Origin of the sequence: Gemmatimonas phototrophica (assembly GCF_000695095.2) — a bacterium.
Lineage (GTDB): Bacteria > Gemmatimonadota > Gemmatimonadetes > Gemmatimonadales > Gemmatimonadaceae > Gemmatimonas > Gemmatimonas phototrophica.
The window spans coordinates 2,565,786-2,587,301 of sequence record NZ_CP011454.1 but is presented as its reverse complement, the minus strand read 5'-3'; the positions used below and the strand labels follow the sequence as shown (position 1 = coordinate 2,587,301).

Genomic DNA, 21,516 nt, shown 5'->3' with positions numbered 1-21,516 from the left:
TCCATGCCGACATTTTCCGTGCTGACCACGCCAGAGTGCCAGGCGCTGCTCGCCTCACAGAACGTTGGGCGTCTCGCCTTTACGTTCCGTGACCGGGTGGATATTGAACCCGTGCACTACGTGTATCATGAAGGCTACATCTGGGGGCGTACCCAGCACGGCACCAAAGTGCAAATTCTCGCACACCATCCCTGGGTCGCGTTTGAAGTGGATAAAGTCGACGCGTTGTTCACCTGGCAGAGCGTGGTGGTGCACGGTCGCGTGGAATTTCCTGATCCGGACGGCAGTGTGCAGGATCAGGAGCGGTTCGCACTGGGGGTGCAGGTAGTTCGATCCCTTGTGCCCGAGGCTTTCGGTCCCAACGATCCCACGCCAGATCGTGACCTCGTGTTCATGCTGCCTGCCGAAGACATGCAGGGGCGCTCCGCACACTCCGGGAAGCGCTGATGGCGAACGGCGGTTCACACAATGAGTTGCGACTGCATGCCGTGGAGGGCTCCGAGCGGGTCCCTCTTGGGAACAAGGCGGCGCGCGTTGACGGGGCACCGGACAAGAAGGAACTCGAGGCGCTGACGCGTGAGCTGCTGACGCAGCTGACTGATCTGCAGGACGCCTTTCACGCTGATGGCCGTCACTCCCTCCTGCTCATTCTGCAGGGGCGTGACGCGTCGGGGAAAGATGGCGTCATCAAGAGCGTGTACGGGGCGTTCAATCCTACCGGCGTACGTGTTGCGGCGTTTGGCCCGCCCACTGCGCTGGAGCTCCGACATGATTTTCTCTGGCGAGTCCATCAGGTCGTGCCGCCGCGCGGCATGATCGGCGTCTTCAACCGCTCACACTATGAAGATGTGTTGGCGGTGCGCGTCCGCAAGCTGGCGCCGGAATCGATCTGGAAAGAGCGCTTCGAGCAGATCAATCATTTCGAGTCCATGCTGCACGCCAATGGGGTGGTCATCCGGAAGTGTTTTCTGCACATCTCGCAGGACGAACAGCGCGAGCGGTTGCTCTCGCGCCTGGATGATCCGCGGAAGAACTGGAAGTTCCGTGTGGAGGACCTGGACGACCGTGCGTTGTGGGACGATTACACCGAGGCGTACCGGGATGTGCTGAGCAAATGCAGCACGCCGTCCGCCCCGTGGTATGTTGTGCCGTCCGATGAAAAGGCGGTCCGCAATTACCTCGTGGCCCAAATGCTCGTCGACACTCTGCAAGCGCTGCACCCGACCTATCCGTCCATGCAGCCGGCGGTGCGCGACGCCGCGCGGAACTTCACATAGTTGTTGGCATTGCCCATCGTGACCATGCGCTCGCTGTTCATCTGTTGTGCTCTCGTTGCGGCCACGCTGCTGGCTCGTGGCCCGTCGGTGGTCCACGCGCAGGGAGTGCCCGCCACGGACCGGCGATCCATGTGGGACGTCATCCCCGCCGGGCAGCGACTGCAGGTCTACGCTGAACGGCGAATTGACGCCGCGGCCGGGCTCAGGGCATCCACGGTGTTTGCTATGGAACTCGACCGGAACGGACTGCCTTGGCTGGGCGCCGACGACGGTGTGTATTCCTATGTTGGTGGCCAGTGGCGGCGGGAAGTCCTTCCCGAGGGGTTCGAGAACCAGCAAGTGCGCTCGCTCCTGTTGCAGGGGGATGGTGGACGATGGGTGGGGACGCGCCGTGGGCTCGCGTATCGTCCGCGCGGGGGCGCCTGGAAGATTTTTCGTCAGGCAGACGGGTTGGCTGGGGATGTGGTCTTCAGTCTTGCCGAGTCACGCGCTATCGATGGAACGCCGCGCGTCATCGCGGGAACGTCACGCGGCGTTTCGTATTACAACGGCGAGCGATTCGTGTCGCTGTCGTTGCCGGCCGCGATGAATCCGCTGGGCATGATGGTGTCGCCCGGCATTGCCGCTGACGGCACACCGGAGCTGTGGGCCGCCAGCTCGCTGGGCGGGCTGGCCCGACTGCATGCGGGGCAATGGACCTTGTATGGCGCGGCACAGGGGCTCACGTCGCCGGATGTGCAGTTTGTTCTGCCGCAGTCAGGAGCGAGCGGTGGTCGTGTCTTTGCCTCGGGTTCGGCTGGCGTATTTGTGCTGGACCGCGCCGCAGGGAGCGATCGCTTTTCTCGCATTCCCGACTCGCCTCGCGATGTCTACCGGCTCGCCGTGGTCGCCACCATGGGAGACGTCGATGAATTGTGGGTTGGGCTGAAGAACGGCGAGGTGCAACGCTGGCGCAATGAGTCCTGGCGCCCGTTACCCACCAGTATCTCGGAGCGACACGGAACCATCACGTTGCTCAAGGCCGTGCAGGGGCATGGTGGTGGCACGGCCGTCTATGCGTCTTCGCGCAGCGGGTATCTTGTACGCCTCTCGCACGGCGTGGCCGGAACGCTGGACGTTCCCAACGATCAGGCGGCGTCCTTTATCTCGGCGGTGTTTGCGGAACGCGGAGCCAACGGACGCGACGACTTGTGGGTGGGAACGCAGGATCGGGGCGTGTTGTATGTGGCCGCCGATGGTCGGACACAACAGTTCCCGCTGGACCGCGCGGTCGGCGAGGGACTCATTACCCAGATTCAGCGTATCTCGTTGGCCGCACCTGGCGCTACGGGGGCCGCTGCGGCAGCGGCTTCGGCCGTTGTGGTGCTGGCAGACGGCACACCGATGCGACTGCGTGGGGGGCGGTTCGAACGGTTGGAGCAGGGACTCGACGGCGCTCGCGTAAACCAGATGGCGCGGGTCACGCTGCCCGACGGCCAGAATACACTCCTTGCCGCCACCACGAAGGGTGTGCGGCGCTGGAGCGGTGAACGCTGGGATGCGTGGTGGCCTCACATCGCGGATACCCTCACCGCCGTGGCCGACGGCCGCGAGGGGGCGACCGCTGTGGTCTACCTCGGCGGTCGGCAACGCGTGCAGGTCGTGCGCGGCAATGACGTGCGGGTGGAGACGTTCCCGCTGGCGAACATGGCCGGAGTCGGTCTTGGTGCGGTCCGACGGATCTGCACCACCACCTCTGCCGGCCAGTCGCGGATTTTCGCCCTGGATAGTGACCATGGGGTGCTGTGGCGTACCGCGACGAACACCGAATGGCAGCCTCTTCCCGGGAGTCTCGCCCGCGTGCTGAGCAATCTCGGCGTGACGGATATGGCGTGCCTGAGCGAGGGACGGATCGCGGTGTCCACGTTTACTGGTTTGGCCGTTTTCGATATCGCGGCGCCCACGCCGGACAAGTGGCGGGTCTTGACCCAGGTGTCCGACGCCGACGGGTTGCCAGCCAATGGTGTGGTCAGTATGGCCACCAGCAGTGCTGCCAATGTCGTATGGGTGGGCACGACGTTTGGTGTCGGTCTGGTCGACCTGTCGCGTGCCTCGATGCTGCCGCCCGCTCGGTTGACGTTGCGGATTTCCTCCGAAGCACGCGGCAGAACCATCGGTCAGGATGATGTGCTCGGGCCGGATGAAAACGATGTGCACATTGAGCCCATGCTGCTCACCTTTCATCGCGAAGAACTGACGCGATTCAGGGTGCGGCTCAACGGCAAGGCCGAGTGGCCGTCGCCCACGGCCGACGTGATCAGTGATCCGGTGGAAGGGGAATGGCTCGATATTCCCAATCGGTATTACCACGATCTCGCCCCCGGCAAGTACGAGTTGTCCGTATGGGCATACGATTGGGCCGGTCGCGAGTACGGGCCGGTACAGCGCAGCTTCTCCGTGCTCACCCCCAATTGGCAGACGTGGCCCGCCCGCATCATTTATGTGCTGTGGGGAGTGTTACTGCTCACCATCGCCTATCGCTGGCGCGTGCGCACGATTCGCGAAAGTGCCGGGCAACTGTTGGCCAGTGAACGGCGCGCGCGTGACAGTGAGCGGCGCTTTCGCGCAATTTTTGAGCAGGCGCTTGATGGGCACCTGCTGCTGGAAGACGGCAAAGTGCAGGCGGGCAACGCGGTGGCAGCACGACTTTTCGGAGCGACATCTCCGGAGAGTCTGGAGGGAAAGACGGTACAATCCCTGTTTGGCGAGGCGGCTACTGCGCCGGGCGTTCGCGTCTCGGGGGAATGGGCCATCCCTCAGGGTGACGCTTCCGTGCCCGTGCACTTCACCATCACGGAGGTACCAGCGGCCGATCGTGTGTTGCAGCACGTGGTGGTGCGCGATCTGACGGAAGTGCGGAAGGCGGAAGCCGAGCGTGCTTGGTTTCAGGCACAGGTGCGGGAAGCGCAAAAGCTGGAATCGCTGGGCACGTTGGCCGGCGGCGTTGCGCACGACTTCAACAATCTGCTTGGCGTCATTCGTGGCAATGCCGAATTGGCCCGCACCGCACTGAAGCGCGGGCGGAGCAACGACGATAATCTGGGGGCCATTCTCGACGCCTCCGATCGTGCGCGCGATATCGTGCGGCAGATCCTGACGTTCTCGCGGCGATCCACACCCACGCGTGAGTATGTGAATCTGTCGCGCCTGTTGCTCGATTTGCTGCCTTTGCTGCGGCGCATGATTCCGCGCACGGTGCAGCTGGTCATTGAGGGCGCCGAAGAACAGCATCTCATGATGGGTGATCCCACCCAATTACAGCAGCTGTTGCTGAATCTGGTGTCCAATGCCGAATACGCGATGCGCAGCAAGACCAATGGTCTTCTCACCTTGTCGCTGACATCGCGTGACGTGCCGGACGGGCAACCGCACCCCAGTGGGCGGGTGGTCGTGTTGCAGGTGCGGGATACCGGAGAGGGTATGTCGGAGGACGTCCGTTCCCGGATCTTCGAGCCCTTCTTCACCACCAAGCCTACCGGTGAAGGGACCGGCCTGGGCATGGCCGTGGTGCACGGCATTGTGGTGTCGCACGAGGGACGTGCCGACGTCTTCAGTGAGGAGGGGCAGGGGACTACCTTCGAGATTCGCTTTCCGGAAGCGGTCATAGAAGGGCTCTGGGACGAGGATCTCGACCCCACGGCGCTGCTCGACGACGAGTCAGCCAGCGAGCCGGAGCCCGCAGGAATCCTGGAGCCTCGCGAAGAGGGAGGGGAGATGCTCGACGTGCTCGAGGACAGTCCGTATGCTGGCACCACCATTGTGGTGGTCGATGACGAGCCGGCAGTGGCCAGCGTGGTGGAGCGTGCGCTGCAGCACTATGGCCATCTGGTGCACGTCTTCAATAATCCGGAGGCGGCACTGCACTTCATTCAGCAGCAACCCTCCTCGGTTGATCTGCTCATCACGGACCAGACGATGCCGGGGATGACCGGGGACCTGCTGGCCGAAGCGGTTCATGCGCTGCGTGGCGACTTGCCCGTGCTCATTCTCACGGGATTCAGTCACCGGCTGACGCCTGAGCGGATTGCAGCGGCGCGCGCCCACGCCGTGATGCTCAAACCCGTGGAACTGGCCATGCTGAAAAAGCGGGTGGACGAGGCCCTGTCAATGACGCTGCGGCGCTGAATGGAGAGCGTCGTCCCCGGGGTGCGGCGCGTTTCGCGTTACGCGTTTCGCGTTCCGCGTTACGCCGGCGGCCATTTCTTCTTGATCAGTTTGTTGACGCCTTCGTTGATCTTGGTTTTCGCTTTGGTCTCTGATGCCCGCGAGGCGCGTCGCTTGATCTCGTCCGCGGTCATTTTCACGAAGGTGCTGTTCGGATACATGGCGACCACCGGCGCGATCTTCATGGTGGCCGAGCCATAGTCGCCGGCGTCGGCCAGGCTCATGGCATTCGACAGCCGCACCATGGCATCCAGTTCGTCGATGCGATTGGAGGCTTGCCGCGCGTCCAGCTTGGCCTCGCTCTCGGGGGTGAGGGCAATGCCCAAGTCCTTCACCAGCTGCTTCACCAACCGCTGCTGCAGGTCGAAGAACTCTTCCTGTTTGCCGGTGACCCGTGCGCTCTTCACAATGGCGCCGGTCTGCACGCGCACAATGCGAGTATCGATACGCAGCTGCGGATCAACAGCGGCCAACGCGCCGACCACGATGTACTCGGCGCCGGTAAGGCGCCCTACTTTGACGGCAGTGGTGGAGTCGAAATAGCCTGACCGCTGGGCGTCAATTTCCTTGGTGACATCGGCCAGGCGCTGGCGCTCGAGTAATTGGATGTCATCAACCGCCGCCAGATCGGTGGTCATCATGGCCGCCAGCCCCTGGCCAAGGTGATCGTAATCGGCCTTGCCGGTATTGTTGTCGAAATTGAGTACGGCGACACTCTTCCGGACCGGGGCCACCGCCGAGGACATGGCAGTGGGGGCGAACCCGAGGGCGGCGAGCACGAGGAGCAGGAAGGTGGGCATAGGGGAAAGCTGCCAGACCTGGTGCGGAAGTCAAACGAACCGGTGCGTATCCCTCTTTGGAGGCCGGCATGGGATTGTCGAGGGGGCTAGTCAGGGAGTGGTCTTCGGGTTACGTTCTTCAGTCTGTTCGCGGTGTAGTCCAGCCGCGACGGGACGTAGCGCAGCCCGGTAGCGCACCTGAATGGGGTTCAGGGGGTCGCGGGTTCGAATCCCGCCGTCCCGACTGTGTAAGCGAAATCCTCGCAACGACTTATGTCGTCGCGAGGGTTTTGTTTTTTGTGCCCGGCGAAGTGCCGGCACCGCTATGCATACCCGCGACGAGTGGTCACTTATATGCATCCTCCGCTTTCTCACGTCGAAGTCCGTGTCCTCGGAGCGCTCATCGAAAAGGCGGCCACGACACCGGACACCTACCCGCTGACGCTCAGTGCGCTGGTGGCGGCCTGCAATCAGCTGACCAATCGCGAGCCGGTCATGCAGTTGGACGAAGATGCGGTGGGAACCGCCATCGTCACGCTGCGTCGGCGTAGTCTATTGCGCGCCATTCAGCCGGCGGGCTCACGCGTCACCAAATACCTGCATTTGCTCGATGAAGCCATCGATCTCGATACGCGTGAACTGGCGCTGCTGGGGGTGCTCATGCTGCGTGGCCCACAAACCTTGGGCGAGCTTCATACACGGACCGCACGCCTTGCGGCCTTTACCGGACTGGATGATGTGGAGCAGTTGCTCGAGCAGCTGCTGACGAGAGATTCGGGCTCGCTAGTGACCCGCCTGCCGCGGCGGGCCGGACAAAAGGAAGCGCGGTACGCCCAGCTCTTCGCTGGCGAGGTGACAGAGGCTAGTGGGTCGCGTGAGACAATGGTGGGGGAGCCGTTGGTGTCGTCTCCCGCATCGCCAGCAACAGGGGAGCAAGCCGAGTCCCTGGCGTCGCGCGTGACAGCACTTGAGCAGGAGGTCGCCGTATTGCGCGCTGAGCTGACGGCGTTCAAGGCACAGTTCAACTGAAGACCAGAAGGGAGCAACCGGTCAGGATATTCCCGCGCGAGACCGGCGTCCCTCCAGCGCGCGCTGGACGACCTGCAACAGCGTCTCCTGTGTAAACGGCTTGGCCAGCACTGGGCCAGTGGCGCGCAGTTCGGCGAGCGCTTGATCGTCCAGCCCCGCGTAGCCCGTCATGAACACCAGCGGCAAATCGGGGCGAGCGGCACGCAGGAGTCGGGCGAGTTCCAGTCCGTTGGCATTGGGCATTAACACGTCGGTGAGCACCAGGTCAATGGCTTCGATCGACTTGCCGACCAGCGCAATGGCCGCCGCGCCGTCTTCGGCGTCGAGCACCCGATAGCCGTGATCGGTCAGCATGCGCGTGGCGAAACGACGAATACTGGCGTCGTCTTCCGCGAGCAAAATGGTTTCACCGCCGCCCTGCAACTCCGCTTCGGTGATCGCAGGAGGCATGTCGCCACGATGCTCAGGGAACCAGGCACTGAAGGTGGTGCCTTCCCCTTCAACGCTGCTCACGGCAATGGCGCCGTTGTGGCGTCCCACGATGCCTTGCACGACGGCGAGGCCGAGTCCACTGCCTTCGTTGACCTCCTTGGTGGTGAAGAAGGGCTCGAAGAGTTGCTCGAGGGTGGCCGAGGAAATACCCGTTCCGGTATCACGCACCGATAACACCACATACTCGCCGGCCGGCAGCACACGATCGCCCACGGCATTGGCGGTGTCGAGCGTGTGACGTGTGAGGCTCACGCGAATGTGCCCATCGCGTGTGCCGGCATCCCGCGCATTCTTGACGAGATTGACCAGCAGTTGCTCTATCTGTCCCACATCGGCGTTCACCAGCGGGAGCGACGGTTGCGCGGTGACATCTACGGCAATGGGTGCGCACAACTGCTGCAAGCTGCGCAGGTTGTCGTGCACGACCGTCTCGAGGGACGTGGGGAGCAAGGCCGAATGATGCTGACGGGCGAAGGCCAGCAATTGATGGGTGATGTTGGCCGCGCGGCGTCCGGCTCGGACCACTTCGCCGAGATCCGCGTGCACACGCTCGTCGTTGCGCGAGGCCATCTGGGCGAGTTGCGCAAATCCGAGTACCGTGGCCAACGCGTTGTTGATTTCGTGAGAGACACCACCCGCCAGACGTCCCAGGCTGGCCATCCGCCGTGAGCTCTCCAGACGCTGTTCCAGCTTGTAGCGTTCCGCGAGCTCACGGCTGAGGGCTTCGGTACGCTCGGCAACTCTGACCTCCAGCCCAGCGCGGGAGGCTTCGAGGTCGGCAGTACGTTCCGCCACGAGATTTGAAAGCTCACGCTCGCGAGCACGCGCCGTGGCCAAGCGTATGCGGGTGAAGAGAAACACCAGCAGTCCCGCGACTGCCGTCAGTGCCGGAAAGAACCAGCCGTGTTCGGTGAGCGTTCGCGGCACCTCGATGTCGATGGAGGCAACACGGGGATGCCACTCGCCATCTTCCCCTGCCACACGGATCTCCACGCGATAGCGTCCACCCGCCAGCGGACCGAAAGACAACGTGCGGCGTCGCCCGGCATCAACCCAGCTGCTGTCCACGCCGAGAATGCGGAACTCGGCACGCACGCGCCTTGGCACCAGCGCATTGGTGGCCGAAAAGGTGACCTCGACACGATCCGGGTGCCCGGACAGACGGATCGCTGCACCCAAAGGCTGCAGGACTCCATCAACCTGTACCGATTCAATGTGCGCCTGCGGCGGTACAGTATCGGCGACGACGGCGGTGGGGGTGAGCAGCACCGGACCGGCGTACGTGGGGAGCCAGATGCGCCCACTGTTGTCGCGGAACAGCTGGTTCTGGTAGTCACTGTTGAAATCCGTCGTAGGCAATCCGTCGGAGCGATCGAACTGCCGCACAGCCACGGATCGGGTGGTATCCTCACTGGCTCGCAACAGCTCGGCGACCGCCGCACGCATGAGCCCACTGCGGGTGGTGAGCCAGAGATAACCAGACGCATCGTCCATGATGCCATTGATGCCGCGGCCCAGGCGTACGTTGGCACGGGACAGCGATACCACGCGTGACCCACGCATGACGAACAGGCCGGAATCGGCGGTGGCGATCCACAACGCGTGTGGCGTGCTGTGTAGCGCCAACACGGCCGTATCGCTGAGGCCTTCACGGTGCCCGATGCGCTGCACAGCAACATCATCGATGATGGTGAGTCCCCGTCCGCCAATCAACAGTCGTCCGGACGTGTCACGCATGATGACCCGCGCCTCATCACGGGCCGCCAATCCCGCGCGACGATAGAGCGAATCGACACGTCCTTCGGATGACCGCAACAGCCCCACGCTGGTCGTGCCAATGATGGCCCCATCGCGGTCCTGAAACACCGAGAGCAGGGTCCCCTCCGGAAAGCCCACGCGCGCACTGATGTCGGTCACCCCTGACTTGGTAAGTCGCAGCAGGCGTCCTTCCGAATCGCTGGCCAGCATGGCGCCGTCGGGAGTTGGCCACAGTACGGGCGCGGCCAAATTGATGGTGCCGCTGAAGACGGGTCGCCAGCGAGCCCCATCGAACCACGAGACCTGCCCGTCTTCCGTAGACGCCCACGGCGTGCCATTCACATCGCCGCGAACAGACCATGTACTCGTAGCGGAAAGCCCCGCCGTTACCGTTCGAAACGCGGAGCTCCGGTAGCGAGCCAGCCCCCCCGCGGTTCCGGCCCACACGTTCCCGCGAAGGTCCCGGGTGAGCCACCAGACGGGATCGATGGTTTTACGTTCGCCCGCATCGACGGGACGCAGTTGCTCACCGTCCCAACGAAGAACGCCTCGTGTATCGGTGCCCAGCCACAGCGCGCCATTCGGGCCGATGGTCATCGACCAGACTTGTGCGAGCGCTCCGGCGTTGGCCGTACTGACCGTGGTTTTCAGGGTGATGCGCGCCGGGTCGCTGATGTCGAGCTGCTGCGCCCCTTCGCGGACTCCCACCCAGAGTGACCCGTCCGGGGCCAGCGCCATATCGTACACGCGAAGCTGATTGGACGGCGCCCACCGAACGGGCTCCGTCTCCCCTTCCACATAGGACGCGAGCACCTTTCGGCCTCCCATCCAGATTCGTCCACGCTGGTCTTCAATGAGCGAATAAATGTGTTCGTTGAACCCTGGAACCGCGGTAAAGCGGGTCCCATCCCCCACGCGAACCCCGAAACTCCCGGACACCCATACCCGCCCACGCCGATCGCGCACCACCTCCCAGGTGGTGCCCGCAGGAATTTGGTCGGCGGCAATGCGTCGGAAGGTCGAGCCCTCACGTACGGCAAGCCCCCGGTCGGTGGAGATCCAGAGGGCCCCGGTCCTGTCGACGCTGAGCGCATTGATGGTGGACGCGGGTAACGCAGGAGTATTTCGCGGGTCGAATAGCGTGGTGTTCAACCCATCAAAACGCACGAGACCACGCCGCGTCCCCAGCCACAGATAGCCATCGGGGGTCTGCGCGACAGTGGCAATGTAGGTGTCGGGGAGCCCGAGGTCCGGGTCAATGACTTCGCGGACATACTCTGGCGCCCGCGCCATTGCTTCGGCCACGGGCTGCGCCTGCGCCAGGTTCGCTGCAGGCACAAGCATGGACATGGGCAGCGCCGCGCCAGCGAATCGACGGGCACAGCGGCTCAGGAGCTGCAGAAGGAGGCGCACCGTAGGAATATGAACGCGGCAGGTGCGAGACATCAAATAGTTGCGCACCACACGACGGTGGCCCTTCCTCTTCACTCCATGCACAGCAAGGTTACGCTATGGCTTCTCACACCCTTGTACGTCCTCGCGTCGGCTGGCTGGCTCTTGCGGTGTGTCTGCTGGTCACCACGGTGGCGGCGTTCAGTGCGGCGTTCGCTTCGCGTACGTCGGCAGAGTTTTATGCACTGCTTGATAAACCCGCTTGGGCGCCGCCGGCCTGGTTGTTTGGGCCGGTCTGGAGTGTCCTGTACCTGCTCATGGCCGTTGCCGCCTGGCGCGTCTGGCGCGCCAATGGGTTGCGGGCGGCGCGTGCGCCGCTGGGGTGGTATGTGGTGCAGCTGGCGTTGAACGCGCTGTGGACCTGGCTCTTCTTCGTGTGGCGTGATGGTCCGTGGGCGACAGTTGAAGTGCTGGTACTCTGGGCGGCAATTGCGGTCACGGCCGTGCTCTTCCGCCGCCGTGACACGATTGCGGCCGGGCTCCTGCTCCCCTATTTGGTCTGGGTTTCATTTGCGAGTGCGTTGACCATCTCCGTGTGGCAACGCAACCCCGCGCTGCTCTAGTCAGCAGTCACGAGCCGCCGCACGCCCGGCGGTGCGACCACTGAACAGGCAGCCGCCCAGAAACGTCCCTTCCAGGGCGCGGTACCCATGCACGCCGCCGCCTCCAAAGCCGGCCACTTCTCCCGCCGCATAGAGTCCCGGCATTGGCGTATCGCCGGCCCCGAGGACGCGCGCATGCAGATCGGTGGCCAGACCGCCAAGCGATTTTCTCGTCAGGATGTTCAACTTGACGGCAATGAGCGGACCGTTCCTTGCGGCCAGCAACGGCGCTGGCGAGGCGATTCGCATGACGCGTTCGCTGAAGTAGCGGCGGGCATTGTGAATCAGCGCGAGCTGGGGATCTTTCCCGCCCTGTTGCGTGAGTTGGGCATCGCGGTCCCGCACTTCGCGCTCCACGATGGCACCGTCCACTGGTAGGACGCCGGGCATCGCATTCATCGCCTCGACCAGCGCGGGCAGGGTGTCGCGTACCACAAAGTCTTCCCCGTGCTCCATGAACGCCTGCACCGGAGCTTGCACTCCTTTTCCGAGCCGCTTCAGCACCAGCCCGATATCCTTGCCGGTCAGATCTGGATTCTGCTCGCTCCCCGAGAGCGCAAACTCCCGTTTGATGATGGCCCGGTTGAGGAGAAACCAGGTGTAGGGATACCCATGGGTCGTGATGTGTTGCAGCGTGCCGAGACTGTCCACCCCTGGGACATTGGGGAAGGGCAACCGTTCGCCATTGGGCGCAAGCCACAGACTGCTCGGGCCCGGGAGGATGCGAATCCCATGGTTGGGCCAGATGGGATTCCAGTTCCGCAGTCCTTCCGTGTAGTGCCACATCCGGTCGGGGTTGATGAGCTGCGCCCCGGCTTGCGCCACCACCTGCTGCAGAGCGCCATCCACGTGACGCGGGACTCCGGAGACCATGAACGCCGGTGGCGTCCCCAGTCGGTCAACGGGCCAGAAGCGCCGAACCAGGTCGTGATTGCCGCCAATGCCGCCCGACGTGATCACCACCGCCTGCGCATGGAGTGAGAACGCGTTCGCAATCACGCGCGAGCTCTCCTGCCCCCGTTCAACGACCGTCGGTTCAAGCACCTCGCCGACCACGCCGTGGACAATCCCGTTGGTGACCTGCAGGCCGGTGATTCGATGCCGATAGAGGGCCGTGATGCGCCCGTTGGCGATATGCACGCGCAGGCGGCGCTCAAAGGGAGCCAGCACTCCTGGGCCGGTGCCCCACGTAAGGTGGAAGCGCGGCACACTGTTTCCCGAACCACCGGCGCCACCTCCGCCACGCTCGGCCCATCCGACAATGGGGAACCAGCGCATCCCCTGGGCATGCAGCCAGCTACGCTTCTCCCCTGCCGCAAACTCGAGATACGCGGCGGCCCACTGTCGTGGCCAGTGGTCCTCTGACCGGTCGAAGCCGGCGGTGGTCATCCAGTCGCGGGTCGCCAGCGCGTGAGAATCGCGAATCCCGAGGCGGCGCTGTTCCGGCGAATCGATAAAGAACAGGCCGCCCAGCGACCAGAACGCCTGACCACCAAGGTTTTGCTCCCCTTCCTGATCCAGCAGCAGGACACGTTTGCCGGCGTCTGCCGCCTCCGTTGCGGCAACCAGGCCAGCCAGTCCTGCTCCGGCTACAATAATGTCGGCGTCGTACTGCACAGGCATGATGGGGGAGACTCGGCAAAGGCAAGCGGACGAGGATACTCCACCGTATGCTACTACGAGCGTCGCTGAACCGCACTGTGGACGGACGCCGAACTGCCACCGCATCTCCTCCGCTGCATTCATGCATTTTCATGGTTCCGTTCTGTGTGCCGCGCTGCTGGCGGTGCTCCCGGTTCACCCGCTGCCGGCGCAGTCCATGCGCCTGGCCTCCCCCGATGGCCGCAATGTCATAACGGTGGCCCTCGATGGCGGCCAACTGACATATGCCGTCAGCCACAGGGATCGGGCCGTGTTGCTACCGTCGTCACTGGGATTTGCGTTTCGCGGCGCGCCGCGCTTGCAGCGCGGATTGCGCCTGCTGGATAGTGCGCGTGCCGAGCGCGATACCAGTTGGCGGCAACCGTGGGGCGAGGTGCGAACCGTACGCGACGCGCATGGCGAGTTGCGCGTAAGAGTTGGTGAACGGAACGGACTGCGCCGTGAGTTTGTGGTGATCTTCCGGGCGTTCAATGACGGGGTGGCCTTTCGCTATGAACTGCCGTGCCAGCCGAATCTCGGTGCGTTTGCCATCAGCGAGGAACTCAGCGAATTCGTATTCGCCGACAATCCGAAGACGTGGTGGATTCCAGCGAACCGTCCGGCGATGGATCGGTATGAGTTTCTGTATGCCTCATCGCCGTTGAGCATGCTTGATTCCGTCCGCACGCCGCTGACCTTGGAAATGCAGGGTGGGCCGGTCGTGGTCCTCCATGAGGCGGCCTTGGTGGACTATGCGGCCATGGATCTCGCGCGGGTCGGTGAACGCACGTTGCGGCCGGCGTTGTCGCCGTGGGCCGATGGCGTGAAGGTGCGTGGGCGCACCCCATTCGTCACGCCATGGCGCACCATTCAGATTGCCGCAACGGCGACCGATCTGGTGCCATCAGTCCTCGGACTCAATCTCAATGAGCCGAGTCGTGTTGCCGACACCCGCTGGATTGAACCCATGAAGTACAATGGGATCTGGTGGGGCATGCACGCCGGTATGTACACCTGGCCATCGGGGCAGAAGCACGGGGCCACCACGGAAAACGCCAAGCGCTACATCGATTTTGCCGCCGCCAACGGCCTGCGCGGCACACTCGTGGAAGGGTGGAACGTAGGGTGGAACGGTGACTGGATTGGCAGTTACGGAAAAGGGTTCTCGTTTACCCGGGCGTATCCAGACTATGATCTGACAGCCGTGGCCCGCTATGCCAAGGAACGTGGTGTGACGCTCGTCATGCACAACGAAACGGCCATGGGCGTTGGCAACTATGAGCGGCAACTCGACAGCGCCTTTGCCCTGTACAAGTCACTCGGTGTTACATCGGTCAAGACCGGCTATGTAAACGATCGTACCGCCGAAGGACACGCCCACACCGGGCAATACATGGTGCGCCATCATCGCAAAGTGATTGAGACGGCGGCGAAGTACGGTCTCTCGGTCAATGCGCATGAGCCCATTATGGATACGGGTGAACGCCGCACGTGGCCCAACATGCTCAGTCGCGAGGGCGCTCGGGGTGGCGAGTACAACGCCGGGGGGCCCGATGGTGGCAACCCGCCTGAGCACGAAACCATCCTGTTCTTCACCCGACTGCTGGCAGGTCCAATGGATTACACGCCTGGCGTGTTCGACCTGCGGTTGAAGGGATCGTCCGGTGCCGAGCGCCGCCCTGACCAGCCACGGGTGCGAACCACCCTGGCCAAGCAGTTGGCGCTGTATGTGGTGCTGTATTCACCGGTACAGATGCTGGCCGACGTCGTGGAGAGTTACACCAACCAGCCGGCGTTGCAGTTCGTGCGTGATGTTGCCGTGGATTGGGAACAAACGCGCGTGCTGAACGGCCGCATTGGTGATTATGTGACGGTGGCGCGTGAAGCCGCGAACGGCGATTGGTTCATTGGGGCCATCACCGACGAAGAAGCGCGGGCCTTTGACGTCCCGCTGGACTTTCTGCCGGCTGGGGCACGCTATACGGCCGAGGTCTACGCTGACGGTCCGGGGGCACACTGGTTGAACAATCCGCAGCCGGTGACGATTTCGTCGGGTTTTGTGCAGGCAGGTACCGTGCTGCGAATTGCCATGGCACCGGGTGGTGGCCAGGCCATTCGCCTTCGAAAGGAGCGCTGATGCAACAGCTGTGGAAGGGTGCGGTGGTGGTGCTGCTCAGTGCTACGGCGACGCGGGCAACCGTGGCCCAGGGCGTCGATTGGCCACACCCCAGTGGGGACGCCGGCGCCATGCGCTTTTCGACCCTGAGCGATATCTCGCGCACCAACGTGGCGCAGCTGCAGATCGCGTGGCGCTGGCGCACGGGTGAACGAAGCATTGCGGAGGGGGCAGGGCAGAAGTCTGCGCGTCCCGGGCTCTTTCAGAATTCACCGGTGGTCATCAACGACACCATGTTTGTCTCTACGCCCTATGCGGCGGTGGCGGCGTTGGATGCCCGCAGCGGGCGCGAGCTGTGGCGCTATGACCCCGAAGTGTGGCGTGCCGGTCAACCATCCAACGGCACCGGTTTTGTACACCGTGGAGTGGCTACATGGAGTGTCCCCGGACAGCGGCGCGTGGTGTTCATCAACGCGCGCTGGCGACTGATTGCGCTCGACGCGGCCACCGGTACACCGGTGCCGTCGTTTGGGAGGAACGGGGAGATTGATCTCACGGCCACGCTGCGTCGAAAGGTGAACCAGCTGCACTACACCAATACGTCGCCACCGGTGGTCTATGGCAATGTGGTCATCGTTGGCAATGGTGTGGGGGACCGACTGCGCTATCCCTACGATCCGCCCGGCGACGTACAGGCGTTTGATGTGCGCACGGGACGTCGCGTGTGGACCTTTCACACCATTCCCGACTCCGGCGAGTTTGGCGTGGACACGTGGGAGGACGGCGCCTACAAGGTGATGGGGCACACGAATGTGTGGGCGCCCATGAGCCTCGATGAAAAACGGGGGTTGGTGTTCCTGCCGGTTTCCACGCCGACCAATGACTGGTACGGTGGTGACCGGAAGGGTGATAACCTGTTCGCCGAAAGTGTGGTGGCCCTTGATGCGCGCACCGGACGGCGCGTGTGGCACTACCAGATCGTGCACCACGGGCTCTGGGACTACGATCTTCCGGCACCGCCGGTGCTTGCCACCATTCGGTGGCAGGGGAAGTCCCGCGACGTGGTGGCCGTGCCAAGCAAAACCGCGTGGGTCTATGTCTTTGACCGGGAAACCGGACAGCCCCTGTGGCCCATTGTGGAGCGACCGGTGCCGGCCAGTGACGTGCCCGGCGAACGCGCTGCGGCCACGCAGCCCATGCCCACACTTCCCGCGCCATTCTCGCGGCAGTCCATCAGCGAAGCCGACCTGATTGACTTTACGCCGGAGCTGCGTCGCCTCGCGCTGCAACTGTTTCAGCAGTACCGGCACGGTCCCATCTTCACACCGCCATCGGAGCAGGGGACCATTGTCATGCCCGGCAATATTGGTGGCGCTGGGTGGGGCAGTACCTCGTACGATCCGGAGACGCAGACGTTGTACGTCAAGGCCACCGAAAACCCGGCGCTGTATCGCATTCGCAAGGGCGTTCCCAACGATACCATTGGGTTTGCGTACACCGTTGATCTCACCAGAAGTACACTGGGCGTGACGGCGGATCCCGACTCCGGCAAGGCCGATCACACGCCGCCGGACGTCTTGCCGTTGATCAAGCCCCCGTATGGCACCATGACCGCCATCGATCTGAATACGGGGGCGCGCAAGTGGCAGATCCCGTTGGGCGATACCCCTGGCATTCGCAATCACCCGTTGTTGAAAGGCGTACCGTTGCCACCGCTTGGCGTCGCGGGAGCCGTTGGCGGGACCGTGACCCGTGGTGGGGTACTCTTTGCGACCGGCGGGGGCGACGTGCTCTATGCCTTGGACACGAGGGATGGACGCGTGTTATGGCAGCATACGCTTCCCGCCGGGCGCGGCTACGCCAACCCCATTACCTACCGCGGCGCTGATGGGGTGCAGTATGTGGTGATTGCCACCGGTGGTGGCAACGAATGTGAACTGGTGGCATTTGCGTTACCCAAAACCCGCTGATCTCCTTCTCCCCTCAATCGCCGCGCCTCATGCCTCGCACGTTAGTCACGTCACTCATGGCGTATACCGCGGTCGCGTCCGCCTATGCGACCACACTGTCAGCACAGCGCCCCACACCGCCCGCGCCCGCGAGTGCCCCCGCCATTGTCACGAAGAAGTTCGGCGACCTTGGCGAAGGGCCCTACAAGTCGTTGGTCATTCGCAATGCCATGGTCATTCCCGGACATGGCGGGCCGCCGGCGGGTCCCTATGACATCCGCATTGAAGGCAACATGATCACCGAGATGGTGGCCTTTGATCCGGTTACCGCCGAGCGCGCCGGCGGTCGGCCGCGCATGACCGGGGATCGTATCATTGACGCCGGCGGCAAGTATGTCATGCCCGGGATGATTGACCTGCATACACACATTCGCACGCTGCCGCAGGAAATCGAGTATGTCTATTATCTGAAGCTCGCCATGGGGGTGACCACCATGGTGAACGCCGCCGATCGCGGCTACGCCGACGGGATGCGCGAGGCCAAACGCAGCGACGCCAACGAGATGATTGCGCCACGCATGTATCCGCTGGTGAGCTACGGGGCAGGTACCAGCTTTACGCGCCTGCAGCTCGACAATCCGGCGCTGGCGCCGCAGGTCGTGAAGGCCATGGGTGCCAATGGCATTCGGGTCATTTCCATGGATCCGCTGGGCTGGTCACTGGAATTGGTGACGGCCATCGCGAAGGCTGCCAAGGAGAACGGCATGATTACGTCGTTCCATTTGCAGCCGGCCAATACCGCAGTCACGCAGGCGGTACGCGCGGCCTGTGCCGGTGTCACCATGATCGAACACCACTATGGGTACGCGGAATCCTCGCTCGACAACAACACGCAGGACTTCCCGCGGAACTACGAATACGGCAACGAGAACGAGCGTTTCCGCGAGGCGGGTCGCGTGTGGACCTACGCCAACAAGGAGCGGCTGCTCGGGGCCGTGGTGGATTCGCTGCTCAAGTGTGGCGTAACGATGCTGCCCACACGGGTCGTGTATGAAGCCAACCGCGACGTCATCCGCGCCACAGCGCTCCCCTGGACGGAGAAATACACCCACCAGGCGCTCTGGAACTGGAACATGCCCAACCCCGCATTTCACGGGGCGTACCACTATGACTGGACCAGCGATGACGAATACAACTGGACCTATGCCTATCGTCTCTGGGGAGACCTGATTTACGAGTTCAACAAGCGCGGTGGGCGCGTGGCCTTCGGAACCGACGATAACTACATCTGGGCGACGCCAGGCTTCTCCACCGTTCGCGAATTGCAGCTCGGCCGCGAAACGGGGATGAAAACGCTGGAAGTCCTCAAGTCGGCCACCTACAACTCGGCGCGCACGCTCGGTGAACCCACCCTCGGCTTGGTCCGCCCCGGCTACAAGGCGGACCTGCTGATTGTCGATGGCAACCCGGCGGCCAATCTCAAGTATCTGTACTCGTTCGGCGATCTCGCGCTCGACAAGTCCGGCGCGATGTTCCGCACGAAAGGCATTGTGCACACCATCAAGGACGGTGTGGTCCTGGAGAACGCCAATCTCATGCGGGAAGTTGAGCGCATGGTACAAGCGTCGCGTAAACTGGCACCGGCCGCCGACCCGGTTCGTGATCCCTTCAAGGTGTCGGGAAAGCCCGGCGGCAACTAGGCAATCAGATCGGGCGTTGCTTCGGCGGGGGATCGTACCCCCGCCAAGGCGAACGCCAGGTCCACTTCACTGCGAAGCAGCTCCATGACGTGTTGTGCGCCGGCCTCTCCGTTTACCGAGAGGCCCCACAGCACCGGGCGCCCCAGCAACACGGCGTTGGCGCCCATGGCCAGCGCCTTCAGCACATCCGTGCCGCGGCGAATGCCGCCATCAACCAGCAGCAGTCCACGCCCCTGCATGGCCTGTGCGATCTCCGGCAGTGCGCGCGCGGTGGGCAGCGCCGTATCGAGCTGACGGCCGCCATGGTTTGAGACAATCACGCCCGCTGCGCCATACTCCAGTGCGAGCAGTGCATCATCTCCTCGCACAATGCCCTTCACGTAGATCGGGAGTGACGTGATGGATTGCAGCCAGGCCAGGTCCTTCCAGGCGATGCCCGCGTCCCAATAGTCCGCGATGAAGGTGGCCAGTGCCGAAGCGGCCTGGTGTTGACTTGCCAGGGTGCCTCGCATGTCCACGCCCAGATTGGGCGCATCAAACTCGGCGGGCACGTGGAAGCCGTTCAGCAGATCCCGCTCGCGTCGCCCGAGCAGTGGGGTATCCACCGTCAGCACCAGTCCCGTACACCCGGCCCGCTCGGCGCGACGGACCAACTCCGCCGTAACCCCGCGATCGCGGTAGATGTACAGCTGGAACCAGAGGAGTCCGTAGGATGCGGCGCGCACCGCCTCGATGGTGCGGTTGGACAACGTGGAGAGAATCATGCCGCTGCCCATGGTCGCGCTGGCCCGAGCCGTGGCGACTTCTCCTTCCGGCGTGGCCATCTGCTGAAAGGCCATGGGCGCCACAATAACCGGCCAGTCCAACTGGTGGCCGGAGATGTTCACCGACAGATCGCGTTGAGAGACATCGCGGAGCACTCGATAGCGAATGCGGACGTCATCCCATGCGGAGCGCGATTCACGGAGCAGGATCTCATCGTTGGCGCCGCCTGCATAGTAGTCGTACACCATACGCGGCAGGTGCTCGGCGGCGGCTGCCTCGTAGCTGTGCAGGTTCACCGGCCGTCCGACAGCGGAGTCGCTCACTTCACGCGCTTCCCATGCTTAATGACCATCTGCACGTGACGCAGCGTTTCCATGGTGGTCAACGGATTCTCGCGCACAGTTATGATGTCCGCCGTCTTGCCCACGGACACCGTGCCAACCTTGTCCTGCAATCCCAGCGACATGGCTGGCCAGAATGTCGCCGCGCGAATGGTTTCCATAGGGTCCATCTGGTACTGTCGCACCCAGGTAATCATTTCTTCGGCGGTCGCGTAGCCATGAAAGTTGCCGGGCACGCCAGCGTCGGTGCCTATGAGCAGTCGAGCGCCGCTGCGTGCAAGTTGCCGGAACTTGGTTTGCAACGTAGGGCCGCGATCAGGAACCAGCCGGTAGTACTGCAACGTGTCCATCCGACGCAGTGAGGCGCGAATGTCGCGTACAATGCCCTCGGGGAGGTATTGGTACCACCGCGGGTCGTCGAGATACTCATCGTCATCGCGTCGGCGCGTGTAGTTGGTCAGCACGTCGATGGTGGGTGTCCACCACAGCGGCCCCTTGGCACCCTGTGCAGTGCGTTCCGCAAGGGCGCGCATGACGTCTTCCGGATACATGGGCGCGGCCTGCATGCCGGTGTGCTCAAAGTCGTCCACACCCATTTCCAGGCCGAGTCGCACTTCTTCCGGTCGGTGGGCATGGGCCACCACGGGGAGCTTCCGGGCGTGGGCTTCATCCACCACGGCACGGATTTCGTCCTTCGTCATCTGGTCCTGATCGATGAGCTTGATGACGTTGACTCCGGCGTCGGCCAGTTTTTTTACCTTGGCGCGCGCATCAGCCACGCCGCTGATGCCCCAGCGAAACTGCTCGGTGCCAGGATACGGTGCGTGTTGCAGGAACGGACCGGATGTGTAGATCGTGGCGCCCACCAGTTCGCCGCGGTCGATGCGGTTGCGCACGGCCAGAATCTGTTCGAGCGGGCCGCCCAGATCACGAATACTTGTCACGCCGGCCATGACACTCTGTTTCGCGGCGGCCGGAATGATACTGCGCTCCCATTCCGGTGGGGACACGCTATCCCAGTGGGCATAGTTGGCGTGGCCCACGAGCATGACGTGCACGTGCATGTCCCACAGGCCGGGCAGGATATACTGCCCTTCCGTTGAAATGACCGTCGCGCCAGCGGGGACAGCGAGGGTGCCCACACGCCCCACCGCCACAATGCGCGTGCCATCCACCAGGATCACGCTGTTCGGTATGGGGGCCCCGCCATGACCGTCAATGAGCGTGCCGCCCACCAAGGCGAGAGTCGCACGCTGTGGGGCGGGAGTCCTGGTCCCGACAGGGGAGTGCAGGCGGCGTGGCACCGGCCCACGGGAGTTGGTCGCGGCCAACGAGACGCTGGCAAGGGCGGCGACCGCGGCAACGACGGCCGCGGGCCGCCAGGCACGGAGAAGGGAGTTCATCGGCATATT

Annotated in this window: 13 protein-coding genes and 1 tRNA gene; 9 read left to right on the top strand and 5 right to left on the bottom strand. The window is 63.5% G+C overall.

Annotated features, from left to right (window positions below):
• Nucleotides 1-3: 3 nt before the first annotated feature.
• The 3 genes from GEMMAAP_RS10985 to GEMMAAP_RS10975 are packed head-to-tail and all read left to right on the top strand — an operon-like array spanning nucleotide 4 to nucleotide 5,441.
• The gene (locus GEMMAAP_RS10985; protein WP_158514821.1) at nucleotides 4-447 is read left to right on the top strand and encodes a pyridoxamine 5'-phosphate oxidase family protein; all 444 of its coding nucleotides are present in this window, start codon (nucleotides 4-6) and stop codon (nucleotides 445-447) included.
• Nucleotides 448-473: 26 nt separating this feature from the next.
• The gene (locus GEMMAAP_RS10980) at nucleotides 474-1,277 is read left to right on the top strand and encodes a PPK2 family polyphosphate kinase (RefSeq protein ID WP_238588122.1); all 804 of its coding nucleotides are present in this window, start codon (nucleotides 474-476) and stop codon (nucleotides 1,275-1,277) included.
• Nucleotides 1,278-1,301: 24 nt separating this feature from the next.
• A complete protein-coding gene (locus GEMMAAP_RS10975) occupies nucleotides 1,302-5,441 on the top strand; it encodes an ATP-binding protein (protein ID WP_238588230.1) in 4,140 nt (1,379 codons plus the stop codon).
• Between the two features lie 59 nt (nucleotides 5,442-5,500).
• Here GEMMAAP_RS10975 and GEMMAAP_RS10970 read toward each other — a convergent pair whose 3' ends face one another.
• On the bottom strand, nucleotides 5,501-6,280 hold the full coding sequence (locus tag GEMMAAP_RS10970; RefSeq protein ID WP_053334147.1) for a CsgG/HfaB family protein: 780 nt from the start codon (nucleotides 6,278-6,280) through the stop codon (nucleotides 5,501-5,503).
• Between the two features lie 149 nt (nucleotides 6,281-6,429).
• Between GEMMAAP_RS10970 and GEMMAAP_RS10965 the strand changes: the two genes are divergently transcribed.
• Together GEMMAAP_RS10965 and GEMMAAP_RS10960 are read left to right on the top strand one after the other, a co-directional pair.
• Nucleotides 6,430-6,503: transfer RNA gene (locus tag GEMMAAP_RS10965), tRNA-Pro, on the top strand.
• Between the two features lie 110 nt (nucleotides 6,504-6,613).
• The gene (locus GEMMAAP_RS10960; protein WP_026849735.1) at nucleotides 6,614-7,288 is read left to right on the top strand and encodes a YceH family protein; all 675 of its coding nucleotides are present in this window, start codon (nucleotides 6,614-6,616) and stop codon (nucleotides 7,286-7,288) included.
• 21 nt (nucleotides 7,289-7,309) lie between these two features.
• Here GEMMAAP_RS10960 and GEMMAAP_RS10955 read toward each other — a convergent pair whose 3' ends face one another.
• A complete protein-coding gene (locus tag GEMMAAP_RS10955) occupies nucleotides 7,310-10,951 on the bottom strand; it encodes a hybrid sensor histidine kinase/response regulator (RefSeq protein WP_026849736.1) in 3,642 nt (1,213 codons plus the stop codon).
• Nucleotides 10,952-11,049: 98 nt separating this feature from the next.
• Between GEMMAAP_RS10955 and GEMMAAP_RS10950 the strand changes: the two genes are divergently transcribed.
• Nucleotides 11,050-11,553 carry a TspO/MBR family protein gene (locus GEMMAAP_RS10950; protein WP_026849737.1) on the top strand — a complete coding sequence of 168 codons (504 nt, stop codon included), beginning with the start codon at nucleotides 11,050-11,052 and terminating at the stop codon, nucleotides 11,551-11,553.
• Here GEMMAAP_RS10950 and GEMMAAP_RS10945 read toward each other — a convergent pair whose 3' ends face one another.
• Nucleotides 11,554-13,215: an FAD-binding dehydrogenase gene (locus GEMMAAP_RS10945; protein WP_043580716.1), complete on the bottom strand. Its 1,662-nt coding sequence runs from the start codon at nucleotides 13,213-13,215 to the stop codon at nucleotides 11,554-11,556.
• A gap of 121 nt (nucleotides 13,216-13,336) precedes the next feature.
• Between GEMMAAP_RS10945 and GEMMAAP_RS10940 the strand changes: the two genes are divergently transcribed.
• The 3 genes from GEMMAAP_RS10940 to GEMMAAP_RS10930 are packed head-to-tail and all read left to right on the top strand — an operon-like array spanning nucleotide 13,337 to nucleotide 18,998.
• Nucleotides 13,337-15,370, top strand: coding sequence for a glycoside hydrolase family 97 protein (locus GEMMAAP_RS10940; RefSeq protein WP_026849739.1), 2,034 nt, complete (start codon nucleotides 13,337-13,339; stop codon nucleotides 15,368-15,370).
• Nucleotides 15,370-17,319, top strand: coding sequence for a pyrroloquinoline quinone-dependent dehydrogenase (locus GEMMAAP_RS10935; protein WP_053334148.1), 1,950 nt, complete (start codon nucleotides 15,370-15,372; stop codon nucleotides 17,317-17,319). Before GEMMAAP_RS10940 ends, GEMMAAP_RS10935 begins: the two co-directional genes overlap by 1 nt.
• Before the next feature lie 29 nt (nucleotides 17,320-17,348).
• Complete coding sequence (locus GEMMAAP_RS10930; protein WP_202969116.1) at nucleotides 17,349-18,998, top strand: amidohydrolase family protein; 1,650 nt, start codon at nucleotides 17,349-17,351, stop codon at nucleotides 18,996-18,998.
• Here GEMMAAP_RS10930 and GEMMAAP_RS10925 read toward each other — a convergent pair.
• Nucleotides 18,995-20,086 (bottom strand): alpha-hydroxy acid oxidase, encoded by a 1,092-nt coding sequence (locus GEMMAAP_RS10925; RefSeq protein WP_026849740.1) that lies wholly within the window; start codon nucleotides 20,084-20,086, stop codon nucleotides 18,995-18,997. The two genes, GEMMAAP_RS10930 and GEMMAAP_RS10925, sit on opposite strands and share 4 nt — an antisense overlap.
• The gene (locus GEMMAAP_RS10920) at nucleotides 20,083-21,507 is read right to left on the bottom strand and encodes an amidohydrolase family protein (RefSeq protein ID WP_082821241.1); all 1,425 of its coding nucleotides are present in this window, start codon (nucleotides 21,505-21,507) and stop codon (nucleotides 20,083-20,085) included. The genes GEMMAAP_RS10925 and GEMMAAP_RS10920 overlap by 4 nt, the downstream gene beginning before the upstream one ends.
• Nucleotides 21,508-21,516 lie beyond the last annotated feature (9 nt).

What these genes read in the sequence shown, in the direction of transcription:
- GEMMAAP_RS10985 (WP_158514821.1), top strand. Translation starts at nt 4, where the DNA reads ATGCCGACATTTTCCGTGCTGACCACGCCAGAGTGCCAGGCGCTGCTC.
- GEMMAAP_RS10975 (WP_238588230.1), top strand. Translation starts at nt 1,302, where the DNA reads ATGCGCTCGCTGTTCATCTGTTGTGCTCTCGTTGCGGCCACGCTGCTG.
- GEMMAAP_RS10970 (WP_053334147.1), bottom strand. Translation starts at nt 6,280, where the DNA reads ATGCCCACCTTCCTGCTCCTCGTGCTCGCCGCCCTCGGGTTCGCCCCC.
- GEMMAAP_RS10960 (WP_026849735.1), top strand. Translation starts at nt 6,614, where the DNA reads ATGCATCCTCCGCTTTCTCACGTCGAAGTCCGTGTCCTCGGAGCGCTC.
- GEMMAAP_RS10950 (WP_026849737.1), top strand. Translation starts at nt 11,050, where the DNA reads ATGGCTTCTCACACCCTTGTACGTCCTCGCGTCGGCTGGCTGGCTCTT.
- GEMMAAP_RS10945 (WP_043580716.1), bottom strand. Translation starts at nt 13,215, where the DNA reads ATGCCTGTGCAGTACGACGCCGACATTATTGTAGCCGGAGCAGGACTG.
- GEMMAAP_RS10940 (WP_026849739.1), top strand. Translation starts at nt 13,337, where the DNA reads ATGCATTTTCATGGTTCCGTTCTGTGTGCCGCGCTGCTGGCGGTGCTC.
- GEMMAAP_RS10935 (WP_053334148.1), top strand. Translation starts at nt 15,370, where the DNA reads ATGCAACAGCTGTGGAAGGGTGCGGTGGTGGTGCTGCTCAGTGCTACG.
- GEMMAAP_RS10930 (WP_202969116.1), top strand. Translation starts at nt 17,349, where the DNA reads ATGCCTCGCACGTTAGTCACGTCACTCATGGCGTATACCGCGGTCGCG.
- GEMMAAP_RS10920 (WP_082821241.1), bottom strand. Translation starts at nt 21,507, where the DNA reads ATGAACTCCCTTCTCCGTGCCTGGCGGCCCGCGGCCGTCGTTGCCGCG.